Origin of the sequence: Rheinheimera lutimaris, assembly GCF_013283795.1 — a bacterium.
GTDB classification, from domain to species: Bacteria; Pseudomonadota; Gammaproteobacteria; order Enterobacterales; family Alteromonadaceae; genus Alishewanella; species Alishewanella lutimaris.
The window spans coordinates 177049-189141 of sequence record NZ_JABSOD010000008.1 but is presented as its reverse complement, the minus strand read 5'-3'; the positions used below and the strand labels follow the sequence as shown (position 1 = coordinate 189141).

Below are 12093 nucleotides of genomic sequence, written 5' to 3'. Positions count from 1 at the left end.
GTCTCGAAAGAGGCGGGCTTTTTGCTTTGCGCTTCACTAATCACCTAATTACACAAATAATTGCTGAAAAACTCGACAAATGACTGTCAAAGATTAACACTGAGAGCTGTTTCAAAAGGAGTTGACCTTGTCATTATTGCATTTATTTGAGCACCGGACGCGCCGTTTGCAGTTGTTAGCACTGTTGCTGTTTCTATTGCTGCTTAATGTGTCGCACTATGCGGCACGGCAGCATACGATACAGCAGCAGGCAACGCAGCTGATGCAGCAGATTCCTTCACCAAGGCCCTTATCTGAAGATCAGCCGGTTTGGCTTACCCTAACGGCTGAAAATGCTTTAGCTATGCAACTGCAGCCCGGCGCTACTGACTACCTGGCGTTAAATCTTGGTGATAGCCTGGCTTTTGTTGATAAACGCCTGCTGCCGGGAACTGATGTGTGGTTTTATGTGGTTCTGAACAGTGTATTTATACTGGTATTTTTGCCATTGGCATTGTTGTTTCGCCGCCGGCGCAGTGCGCTTACCAGCGAAGTAATCGAGCTGGATAAGGCTATCCGCATACTGCAGGATAAGGTTGAGCTGAATAGCCGTTCCGGTACAGCGCCGAGTATAGCGCTTGGCAAAGTATCTGAGCGGATCAATCATTTACTGAAACGGGATCAGGAAGTCAGGCATCTGGTGCGGGTACAAGGCTTAATCGATCACGAATTAGCGATTGGTAACCGCGTGTTCTTTGAAAGTAAGTTGCAGCATTATCTTGGCGATGTGTCTGAGGTAGCTTATGGTGCTTTGTATATCATCCAACTGAGCCATCCGGAGCCTGGGCCGGCTGGTATTAAGCAACTGACACGGTTAAAAGGTTGTGTTGATATCCTGCATGGTATGGCGGCAGCTTACCCTGATACGGTAATGGCGCGTTTATCTGATAATGATTTGGTGTTATTGGTTGCAGGGCTTACCGGTAGAGAAATGGAAAAGTTGGGAGACAGAATGGCCACCTTGCTTAGCCGCGCCAGCTGCTTTGCAGATTGCACAGGTCAGGATGTTTTGCATATTGGCTATGCCGGTTACCAGCGCGATCAAACCTCCTATCAGATCTTGTCAGAGGCGGACATGGCACTAAAAACCGCACAGTTACATGGCCCTAATGCAGCCTACGGTTTTGTGCAACAAGACAGTAAACCCCCGGCTAAAGGTTCGGTATGGTGGCGCTCTGAGCTGAACAAAGCACTGCAAGAGCATCGCTTTACGTTGAGCTTTCAGCCGGTATTCTCCTGGCAAGACAGTGATGTGCTGCAGCATGAAGTGTTAGTTCGCTTGCAAAGCAGCGACGGCCAGAATATTCCGGCTGCTATTTTTCTGCCAATGGCGCACAACTGCGGCCTGACGGGACAGCTGGACCAACATGTGCTGTTAAAAACTGCAAAGCTTTGCGCGGTGGACTCACGTACTTACAGCCGCTGCAGTGTGAATATCAGTATTCAGTCGTTACTGGAGCCACAATGGTGCGACTGGCTTGATCAAATGTTGCTAAGCGGACAGTTAGAGCCACAGCAGCTAGCGCTGGAAATCTCAGAGCACCACTTACTTAAGCATTATAAGCAACTGAAAAGCCGCTTAATAAAACTCCATAAAGCCGGTTTCAGCCTTATTGTCGACCAGATTGGTCTGGTGATCGACAATGCAATTTATGTTGATGAGTTACCGTTAGAGTCAGTTAAGTTGCATCCTTCGGTAGTGCGTAATATTAACCAACACCTGGAGCAACAGCTGTTTGTGCGTGGTCTGGTATCCGGTTATGCCGGTAAAGGGGTAAAAGTTATTGCCACCGGAGTAGAGCTGGAGGAGGAGTGGCTGACATTGCAAAAGCTGGGTATAGCCGGCGGCCAGGGCTTTTATTTCAGCCAGCCATTAAACCAGATAATAGCGCAAGGTCAGACGCAGTAATTAAGTTGCGATAGTGCAGGCCTTGCAAGCCCTGTAAGCCGCCGGTATGGAAGAAACTCAACCGGCTGCCGGCAGGAAACCGCCCTGCTGCAATTAGCGACAATACCCCGTGTAGTGCTTTACCGGTATAAACCGGCTCAACGTATAAACGTTGCTGCGCCATGTCGCGGCAAAATTGCAGCAGTTCTGGACTAAAGCGCGCATAACCGGCACCGGTAAAGTCAGTATTAATTGTCCACTGGCCGACAGGCCGTCCCGGCGGCAGCAACTGCAGTACTTTGGCAGGCAGCGAGGCATCTTTTACCACTGCAATACCCAGTACTGCGGCATCATTCCGGCTGATCATTCCGGCCAGGGTGCCGCCGCTGGCTGTGGCACAAATAACCGTATCTGCCAGTCCGTCCGGTGTTGTCACCAAATCCAATTCTGCCACACCCCTGGCACCGTCAGCAGATGAGCCGCCCTCCGGCACCATTAGCAGCTGCGGATGTTGCTGTTGCAACCGGCTGATAAAGTCGGCTTGATGGCGCAGGCGGTAGCTGCTGCGGTCAAGAAAGTGCAATTGCATCCCTTGCTGCTGACAAAACTGTAAAGTCGGATTGGCTAAGTCGGGTTTATCTGCTCTGACATAGGCCACACTGGCCAGGCCCGATTGCCGGCAAGCAGCGGCAACGGCACAAAGGTGGTTAGAAAATGCACCGCCGAAGGTGAAAACGCCCTTCATGCCGCCAGCTTGCGCGTTAGTAAGATGGTACTTCAGCTTCAGCCATTTATTGCCGGACACGCTTGCCAGCCCGGTTTCGAGATGACAAATCCAAAGCTGTACCTGATGGCGTAACAATATAGTATGGCTTAACGCTTGCCAGCGCTGTCGGGCAACAGGCAGCTGAACCTTAGGTGAATACAACATAGGAAGAAGCATGACAGTCAACGTAATAGCCGCTAGTATAGCGTTATAAACGGAGCGAATGGCAGGCTATGCTGAGAAAAATAATAAAACGCCTTAAGCGAATATCCCCCGGTGATTCTGCATTGTTCGCTGTACATCTGCGCAGTGACAGTCTTTCGCTGGTGCAGTTAAAAGCAGCACGTGTTCAACGCTGTAACACCATCAATTTTAATGTCGGTAGCTGGCAAACTGCGCTGCATGATGCTATGACAGCAGTGCCGGCCGGTTGCCAGCTGCACGTTGTGCTGGCGGCAGATTTTTATCAGTTGGTGCAGCTGGATAAACCTGCCCTGGCAGCAGAAGAAATGCTGCAGGCTTTGCCATGGCAAGTAAAAGACCTTGTTAGCATAGCGCCGGAAGATATCGTCGCTGATTATATCGATTTACCCGGCCACGGCGGCACACAGGCAAAGATTAACGTAGTGGTTGCCAGCCTTAGCTGGCTGAAACAGCTGGTCAGTATTATCAGCAATGCCGGTGGTGTTATAGCGTCGATACAGCCGGAAGAATGGCTGGCCGGCGAATTACTGCCGGTAGCCAGTCACGCCAGTATGCTGCTGGTGCATCAGCCGGAGCAGGAATTACTCATCCAAATCGTGCGCGATGGCTTATTGTATTTTTCCAGACGCACGCGAGGCTTCGGTAAATTACATTTAAGTACCGAGGCGGACTTGCGCAGCGGCACCCTGGACAGGTTGCAGTTAGAGCTGCAGCGCTCGATGGACTATTTTGAAAGCCAGCTTAAACAACCTCCGGTACGGGAAATCCGGTTGCTGATGACGGCACCGCAGTTAATGTGTGAGTTATTAACGGAAAGTGGCTTTAACCGCGTAGAGCCACTACAACCTTTGCCTTTGGCTGCGGCACTGAGTAATGCGGAATTATTAAGCTGTTGGCCCGCTGTGGCGGCTGTCTGTGGGCAGTTGAAGGAGCCAACTGTATGAAGCAACGGGTTAATCTATACCAGCCACTGCTGTATCCGGTTACTGAGCGGTTGAGTTTACAGCGGCTGGTGTCGGGCTGGCTGTTGTTGGTTGGCACCTTATTATCCGGCTGGTTTTGGTTGCAATATCAGCAGCAACAATTAACTGAACAGCTGGCAGTACAGCAGCAACAACTGGATGTGCAGCAGCAGGAAGTACAGTTGTATCAACAAGCACTGCAACAGCGCCAGCCGGCAGTGGAGCTGACAAAACAATATGAATTGTTGCAACACCGGGTGCGGCAAAAGCAGCAACTGTTAGGTTACCTGGCGCAACAACAGCAACAGGCCGGCCAATTGTATAGTCCGGTGTTAGCACATTTACTGCAAATAGACCGGCGCGAGCTGTGGTTAACTGCTTTTAGCTTGCAGCAACAGCACAGCAGCTTCAGCGGTATTTCATTGCAACCGGACAAGGTGCCGTTGTGGTTGGATGATTTACGCCGGTTAGACTATTTCAAAGGCCAGCGTTTCAGCGAGGTCAATATGTTGCAGGTGCCGCAACAGAGTGCTGTCAGTTTTCAGCTGGTGGCGCAACAAGGAGGCAGTCTGTGACACAGTGGCAGTTATTATCGGAAAAATTCAGTCAGTTGCAGCAGCGGGAAAAGCTGTGGTTGTCAGTGGGCGTAATCTTCCTGACATTGTGGCTGTTGCTGATTTACCTGTTAGAGCCGGCCTGGCTGGCGGGGCAGCAAGCTCAAAAGCAGCTGAGTACGCTGCAACAGCAGCAATCTGATGCAAAAGCTCAAGCCGACACCCTCAGGCGTCAACTCAGTGTCAATATGGACCAGAAGTATCTGGAGCAAATAGCTGTGTTGCAGCAGCAAGAACAGCAGCTAAACGCCGAAATAAAACAAAGTGCCGCCCATTTTGTTGGTTCTGAGCAAATGATCAGTTTGCTACAGAACATACTGCAAAGCAGCAGTGGTGTGCAGGTAACCAGCTTATCTACACCGCCGGCGCAGCCGGTCAGGTTGGCAGGCCAGGCAGATGACGAGGCGGCATTGCTGTATCAGCATACTATTACTCTGGTAATGAGCGGCAGCTACGCTAAGTTGCATGCAGTATTGCAGCGCATTGAACGCTTGCCCGGTTTGATAAACCAGGCTGGGTTGGAGTACCGCGTATTGGAATATCCGCAGGCAGAATTGTCGTTAAAGCTGAGCACAGTGAGTGAATATGAAGATTTTATTCGTTTGTAGTTTAGCCTTGTTGCTAAGTGGACAAGCGCTGGCAGATCCCACCAGACCGGCCGATGGTTGGCAAACAGACGCTACAGCAGCACAAAGCACAGCAGCGCCTGCCAGCTTAAGGTTGCAACTGATTAAAAATACAGAGCAAGGCCCGGTGGCACTGATCAATGGCCAACTGCTGCGAAAAGGTGACCGGTTTGCACAGTACCTGGTAGCGGATATTCAGGACGCACAGGTCGTTTTGCAATCAAATGGTGAACAGCGGGTATTACCGTTACTTAACACAGCGATAAAACACTATGAAGAATAAGTCAGCACAAAAAATACTGTGGCTATGCAGTGGCGCACTGCTGGGGGGCTGTCAGGCCTTTGCGCCGTCGCAAGTTCCGCAACAAGCGGCAAAAGATTTACAGCAAGCTGCGCAACATAAGCCTGCCGCGGTGCAAGCGGCAGCAACGGTGCCGGCGGCGGTTACGCAAGATCTGCTCAGTGGCGGTTATACTCCGCTGCAGCCGCAGTTGCCACGTTTTAATGTCGCTGCGGTACAGGCAGATCTGGTCGATTTTTTTCAATCATTGGTTGCCGATACCCCGCACAGCGTGGTGTTACATCCGGATGTCAGCGGTACTATAAGCCTGCAGTTAAAGCAGGTAACGTTGGCCGAAACCATGGCTATTGTACAGCAGCTTTATGGCTTTGATATTCGTCTGCAAGGCTTGGTGTATAAGGTATATCCGGCGGGGCTGCGTACCGAAAGTATCGCAGTAAATTATCTGATGCTACAGCGCCAGGGGTTCTCTTCTATCGCGGTCAATTCCGGAGGCGTATCGCAAGATAATCAAAATAACCAAAATAATCAGAATAACAGCAACAACAATAACCAAAACAACAATCAGGCGAACAACCAAAACAATCAGAATGGTCAGAATCAATCCGGCCAACAGCAATTTAACGGCAGTACTATTAAAAGCGAGAGCCAAACCGACTTTTGGAAAGATCTGGAAAAAGCGGTTAGTACGGTGCTGGGTGGTGGGCCGCAACGCATGGTGGTAGTCACACCACAAGCCGGTCTGGTTACTGTGCGCGGTATGCCGGAAGAAATTGCTGCGGTTAAAGCTTATTTGGGCCAGTCTGAACAACACTTACAGCGTCAGGTTGTACTGGAAGCGAAAATCATTGAAGTAACGCTTAATGATGAGTATCAGCAGGGCATTAACTGGCAAAACGCTATTATGAACCTGCGCAGCACCGGCTTTAATTTCAACACCACACCCGGGAGCGCCGGTAATGCTATCAGCAACTCCCTGGGTGGCATTACCACCATTTCATTTAATAATGCCGATTTTAACGGCGTTATTAGTCTGCTGGAAACACAGGGCAATGCGCAGGTATTGTCCAGTCCGCGCGTAACGGCGATGAATAACCAAAAGGCGGTTATTAAAGTTGGCCAGGATGAGTACTTTGTCACCAATATCAGCAGTGACACTATATCCGGCGTCGGCGGCACTATCAGTACGCCGAACATCTCTTTACAGCCGTTTTTTTCCGGTATAGCGCTGGATGTTACACCGCAAATAGATCAGAACGGCAGTGTTATTCTGCATGTACATCCATCCGTAACGGAAACCGCAGAGCAAAGTAAAACTATCCGTTTCAGTAATGAAGAAGTGATCCTGCCACTGGCGCAGAGTAATATCCGCGAATCCGATACCATTATCCGTGCCCGCAGCGGTGAAATTGTAGTCATCGGTGGCTTAATGCAAACGGTAACCAGCGACAGCGAGTCACGTACGCCGGTGCTTAGCGCTATACCCATACTGGGTAAGTTGTTTACCAGTATCAATAAAGTAGAAAAGAAGAAAGAGCTGGTGATCCTGCTTAAACCTACCGTAGTTGGCGAAGGCGTATGGCAGCAGCAGATCCAACAGTCGTCGGTACAACTGTCAGACTGGTCGGCGAATTAGTGATGTACCAGCGGCATTTTCAACTGAACCAGATGCCATTTGGTTTAACACCGGATACGGCGTTCTTTGTGCCGCTGCAACAGCATCAGGAAGTATTGGCCGTGTTGAAAACTGCGCTGGCCGCCGGCGAAGGTTTTATTAAAATTACCGGTGAGGTCGGCAGTGGTAAAACCTTACTGTGCCGTAAACTGTTACAACAGGCCGATGCCGACTGGCAACTGGCCTATCTGCCGGATCCATACTTAACACCGCTGGAATTGCGCTGGGCGCTGGCAATGGAATTAGGCTTAAAGCACTCTGCCAATATCGATGCGCCGCAATTGTTGCAGTTACTACAGCGGCAGTTATTGCTGCTGGCAGCTCAGGGCAAGAAAACCATTGTTCTGATCGATGAAGCCCAAGCCTTGCCGGATGACACCTTAGAAGCGCTGCGGCTGCTGACTAACCTGGAAACCCAACAGCGTAAACTGCTGCAGGTAGTGTTGTTTGCTCAACCGGAGCTGGATAAAAAGCTGGCGACATACCGTTTTCGTCAACTACGTCAGCGCATAACTTTCTCCAGCCGGCTGGCATTGCTTAGCCGCTCTCAGGTCGCGGCCTATTTGCAACAGCGGCTGGCACAGGCCGGCGCGAGACAAGCGCTGTTCAGCCGTGCCGCCCTGGGGTTATTAAGCCGTTACAGCCGCGGTATTCCAAGACTGGTAAATATTCTGGCGCATAAAGCGCTGTTGTTAGCCTTTGGCGAGGGCAAAGCTGCAGCCGGTTATCAGCACGTGCGCCTTGCCGCGCTGGATACCGAAGACGTGCAGCCTAAACCGCGCAGCTGGTGGTGGTACGGTGTCGGCTTGTTGCTGCCGGTGCTGGCCGGTTATGCGGTAGCTGCCAACAGCAGTTGGTTACAGCGGTTGGCGGCACTATGAGTGTGTTAAATAAAATGCTGCGCGATTTAGAGCAGCGCCAGCCTCAGTCAGCGTCAGCGACGCACAGCGCGCAGCTGGCTTATCGTCCGGAGCGGCCGTTATGGCTTACGCTGTTATTGCTGTTGAGTCTGGGCTTACTCTGTTTTGCGGTGTACGGCATTTTAACGCGTGATATAGCGGTAAACACTTCGCATGGTAGTGCTGCCTTAGAGGTAACACCACCGGGTGCAATTTTGACAGTCGCCGGTAATAATGCGGTTATTGCCGCCGCAACGGATGACAGCATAAATGCGCCGGCAATAGCGCAAACATTAACCCCGGATACCGTGGCCGTAATTGTTGCTGATACTGTGCCGTTGCTGAGTGAAGGCAGCGATAGTCGGGTAAATAACGCCGATATCGTCGCTGAACCCCCGACAGCCGCTGTTGCTGCAATGCCTGCGCCTCCGGTGGAAGATAAGCCGGTAGCAACAACAGCTAAGTCTGCGCCGGCAGCCGGTAAGATGACTATTGAACGTCCGGTAGAGCCGGTAGCGCAGCGCAAGGCCGCACTGCGCCAGCAAGCTTTAACCGCCGCGCAGGATGGTCAATTGCAGCAAGCGCTGCAGTATTGGCAGCAACTGCAACAGTTGGCACCACAAGACGCAGAGCTTTATTTGGTACAAGCCGGCTTATGGCTGCAACTGGGGCAGCCGGCGCAGGCCCATGCCGTGTTACAACTGGCGGTGGCGCAAGGCATAGTGCATGCTGATATTCAGTTAATGCTGGCACAACATGCCGCTGCGGCACAACAATGGCAGGCGGTGGATGCATTATTGCCGCCGCAGTTTGCGCTGGCACAGCAGCCGGATTATTACGGCATGAAAGCCACGGCCCTGCAGCAGTTGGGCCAGCATCAGGCGGCGTTGCATTGGTTTTCGCAGCTGCTGCTGCTACAGCCGCAGCAAGGGCGCTGGTGGTTGGGCGCCGCTATTTCATATGATGCATTGGCAGAGCGCGCTCAGGCACAGCATCATTATCGTCAGGCATTGCAGCGCAGTGAGATACTGTCCGTTGCCAGCCGGAATTACATTCAACAGCGTTTAGCTGCTACAGAGTAACCTGATGCAAAGACCTCGTTTAAAAATGCGTTTGGGTGATTTGCTGGTGCATGAGGGCATTATCTCAGAGCCGCAGTTACAACAAGCATTAGCACAACAGCAACAAAGCGGCCGTAAACTGGGCGCTACCCTGACGGAGCTTAATTTTCTGTCTGAAGCCCAGCTGCTGCAGTTTTTGGCGCAGCAGCTAAATGTACCGTTTCTGGATATTGCCCAGCAGCCGATAGATCCCAAAGCGGTGAAGTTATTACCGGAAGTACAAGCGCGGCGGTTCCGTGCTCTGGTGCTGGAAGACCGTGAGGATACGGTACTGCTCGGTATGAGCGACCCGGCCGACCTTGCCGCCATGGATCAACTGGCAGAGCTGCTGGCGCCGCGGCAAATAGAGCTGGCCGTAGTGCGTGAAAGTCAGTTAATTGCCGCCTTTGATACCATGTACCGCCGTACGCAGCAGATTGAAAGCTTTGCTACCCAACTTAAAGCGGAGCACGGCGATGACAACGGCCCCGATGTCAGTGTGCTGGACGAGCAGATTGACGCCGACAATACCATTGTGAAGCTGCTGCAATCGATTTTTGAAGATGCGGTACAGGTAAAGGCGTCAGACATTCATATCGAGCCGGACGACAAAGTGCTGCGTATTCGTCAGCGGGTAGACGGTGTGTTACAGGAAAACATCCTTAACCAGGTCAGTATTGCTTCTGCTTTAGTGCTGCGGTTAAAACTGATGGCGAATCTCGATATTTCCGAAAAACGTCTGCCACAGGATGGCCGCTTTCAAATTAATGTGAAAAAGCACCAGATTGATGTGCGTATGTCTACCATGCCGGTGCAGTACGGCGAGTCAGTGGTGATGCGGTTGCTGGATCAATCAGCCGGTTTACTGAAACTGGAAGAAACCGGTATTCCTGCCCCTATGCTGGCCAAATTACGCCGTATTATCCAAAGCCCGCACGGCATGATTCTGGTTACCGGCCCCACCGGCTCCGGTAAAACCACTACTCTGTATGGCTTGCTCAGCGAACTGAACCAGGCCGGCAGTAAAATTATCACCGTAGAAGACCCGGTAGAATACCGGCTGCCGCGGATCAACCAGGTACAGGTAAATCATAAAATTGGGCTGAGTTTCAGCAATGTACTGCGCACCACACTACGCCAGGACCCCGACATTATCATGGTGGGTGAAATGCGCGACCAGGAAACAGCGGAAATGGGCCTGCGCGGCGCGTTAACCGGCCATCTGGTATTATCGACGTTACACACTAACGATGCGGTAACCAGTACTTTGCGCTTAATTGATATGGGCGCGGCACCTTATCTGGTCGCGTCTGCGCTACGCGCCATTATTGCTCAGCGCCTGGTGCGGCGGCTGTGCGATTACTGCAAACAACCGTATCAGCCGGACGAGCTGGAAAGCAGCTGGCTGCGTCATCATAAAACCAACGCTGCAGCACAATACTGGCATGGCCCGGGGTGCCAATCCTGTAACCACAGTGGCTACAAAGGCCGGCTCGGGGTGTTTGAACTGTTGCTGATCAACAAACCGCTGGCTGATGCCCTAAGGCGCAGTGATACTGAGGCGTTCGCCAATCTGGCGCATCACAGTGCCGACTTTACCAGCCTGGGTACTATGGCGCTGCAGTATGCGCAGCAGGGCATTACCAGCCTGGATGAGGTGATCCGCGTATCTGAATATCTCGACACTGATCCATTGCCGTTAGCAGAGGAAAACTAAAGCCATGGCGCTATTTGCTTACAAAGCGCGCGATGCTGCCGGGCTGGCGGTTAGCGGTGAAGTGGAAGCCGGCAGTGAAGGCGCTGCGGCCGATTTACTGCGCCGGCGCAGCTATATCCCGCTGAGTATTCAACGGCAGCAAGAACAAAGCAGTAGCGGCGTTAACGGCATAGTACTGTGGCAAAGTAAGGTGTCGTTAACCGACTTAATTATGTTTTCGCGCCAGATGTACTCGTTAATGAAAGCCGGTATTCCCATTATCCGTGCCATTGAAGGTCTGGCCCAAAGCACGGCATCAAAACGGCTGCAACTGTTGCTACCACAATTGGTCGAACAACTGGAAAGCGGCCGTAACCTGTCACAGGCGCTGGCGCTGCATCCGGATGTCTTCAGCCGTTTAATGGTTAGCATAGTGCACGTAGGTGAAAATACCGGCCGGCTGGACGAAGCGTTTTTGCAGCTGACCTATTATTTTGAGCAGGAACTGGAAACCCGCAAGCAAATTAAGCAAGCCACGCGTTACCCTATTTTTGTCTTGCTTACCTTAGTGGTGGCGATGTTTATTCTTAATCTGGCAGTTATTCCGCAGTTTGCCACCATGTTTGCCCGTTTTAATGCCGAACTGCCCTGGTCAACCAAAGCTCTGTTAGCCAGTTCGGACTTTTTTGTCCGCTTTTGGCCGCTAATGTTAATTGTGGCGGTAGGCGGCGCTTTGGCACTGCGGGCTTATGTTAAGACCGATAAGGGTCGCTTAACATGGGGGAGATGGAAGCTGGCGGTGCCGTTGGTGGGGGATCTAATTTACCGCGCAACGTTGGGGCGGTTTGCCCGTAGTTTCGGCATGATGTTAAAGGCCGGTGTGCCGATGACCAGCGCATTAACCCTGGTAGCCGACGCGGTAGACAATGAACACCTGGGTAGCAAAATCCGTGAAATGCGTCGCAGCATAGAGCGCGGTGAAAGCTTACTGAGGGTAAGCCAGCAAAGCGGCATGTTTACCCCGCTGGTATTGCAAATGCTGGCGGTAGGCGAAGAAACCGGCGCGATGGACGAAATGCTGGCCGAAGTAGCCGGCTTTTATGAGCGCGAAGTGGCGTTTGATTTAAAAAGCCTGACCGCGAAAATAGAACCCATTCTTATCGCCGTAGTCGCCGTGATGGTGCTGATTTTAGCCCTGGGTATCTTTACGCCAATGTGGGATATGCTTAACGCCTACAAAGGCACCTGACAGGCAGCAGCTGTGTAAAGCTGTTGACAAAGTAAGTGTAATTACAGATTTTAACGATATACTAATGATAACAA

Annotated in this window: 11 protein-coding genes; 10 read left to right on the top strand and 1 reads right to left on the bottom strand. The window is 51.7% G+C overall.

Going from position 1 to position 12093, the window contains the following annotated elements; genetic code table 11:
- The first annotated feature begins 127 nt into the window (after window positions 1–127).
- Window positions 128–1948, top strand: coding sequence for an EAL domain-containing protein (locus HRH59_RS10515; protein WP_231702456.1), 1821 nt, complete (start codon window positions 128–130; stop codon window positions 1946–1948).
- Here the strand turns inward: HRH59_RS10515 and HRH59_RS10510 are convergent.
- Window positions 1902–2858: a 1-aminocyclopropane-1-carboxylate deaminase/D-cysteine desulfhydrase gene (locus tag HRH59_RS10510; RefSeq protein WP_173501220.1), complete on the bottom strand. Its 957-nt coding sequence runs from the start codon at window positions 2856–2858 to the stop codon at window positions 1902–1904. The genes HRH59_RS10515 and HRH59_RS10510 overlap by 47 nt on opposite strands.
- Before the next feature lie 122 nt (window positions 2859–2980).
- Here HRH59_RS10510 and HRH59_RS10505 point away from each other — a divergent pair, with 122 nt between their 5' ends.
- Genes HRH59_RS10505 through HRH59_RS10465 form a run of 9 tightly spaced genes read left to right on the top strand, consistent with a single transcriptional unit; the run spans window position 2981 to window position 12019 of the window.
- The gene (locus HRH59_RS10505; RefSeq protein WP_173501219.1) at window positions 2981–3841 is read left to right on the top strand and encodes a hypothetical protein; all 861 of its coding nucleotides are present in this window, start codon (window positions 2981–2983) and stop codon (window positions 3839–3841) included.
- The gene (locus tag HRH59_RS10500; RefSeq protein WP_173501218.1) at window positions 3838–4434 is read left to right on the top strand and encodes a PilN domain-containing protein; all 597 of its coding nucleotides are present in this window, start codon (window positions 3838–3840) and stop codon (window positions 4432–4434) included. Before HRH59_RS10505 ends, HRH59_RS10500 begins: the two co-directional genes overlap by 4 nt.
- A complete protein-coding gene (locus HRH59_RS10495; protein ID WP_173501217.1) occupies window positions 4431–5081 on the top strand; it encodes a hypothetical protein in 651 nt (216 codons plus the stop codon). Before HRH59_RS10500 ends, HRH59_RS10495 begins: the two co-directional genes overlap by 4 nt.
- Window positions 5059–5382: a Type II secretory pathway component gene (locus tag HRH59_RS10490; RefSeq protein ID WP_173501216.1), complete on the top strand. Its 324-nt coding sequence runs from the start codon at window positions 5059–5061 to the stop codon at window positions 5380–5382. The genes HRH59_RS10495 and HRH59_RS10490 overlap by 23 nt, the downstream gene beginning before the upstream one ends.
- Window positions 5372–7036: a pilus (MSHA type) biogenesis protein MshL gene (gene mshL / locus HRH59_RS10485; protein WP_173501215.1), complete on the top strand. Its 1665-nt coding sequence runs from the start codon at window positions 5372–5374 to the stop codon at window positions 7034–7036. The genes HRH59_RS10490 and mshL overlap by 11 nt, the downstream gene beginning before the upstream one ends.
- Window positions 6979–7956, top strand: coding sequence for an ExeA family protein (locus tag HRH59_RS10480; RefSeq protein WP_231702455.1), 978 nt, complete (start codon window positions 6979–6981; stop codon window positions 7954–7956). Before mshL ends, HRH59_RS10480 begins: the two co-directional genes overlap by 58 nt.
- The gene (locus tag HRH59_RS10475; RefSeq protein WP_173501214.1) at window positions 7953–9056 is read left to right on the top strand and encodes a tetratricopeptide repeat protein; all 1104 of its coding nucleotides are present in this window, start codon (window positions 7953–7955) and stop codon (window positions 9054–9056) included. Before HRH59_RS10480 ends, HRH59_RS10475 begins: the two co-directional genes overlap by 4 nt.
- 4 nt (window positions 9057–9060) lie before the next feature.
- On the top strand, window positions 9061–10791 hold the full coding sequence (locus HRH59_RS10470; protein WP_173501213.1) for a GspE/PulE family protein: 1731 nt from the start codon (window positions 9061–9063) through the stop codon (window positions 10789–10791).
- Between the two features lie 4 nt (window positions 10792–10795).
- A complete protein-coding gene (locus HRH59_RS10465) occupies window positions 10796–12019 on the top strand; it encodes a type II secretion system F family protein (RefSeq protein ID WP_173501212.1) in 1224 nt (407 codons plus the stop codon).
- Window positions 12020–12093 lie beyond the last annotated feature (74 nt).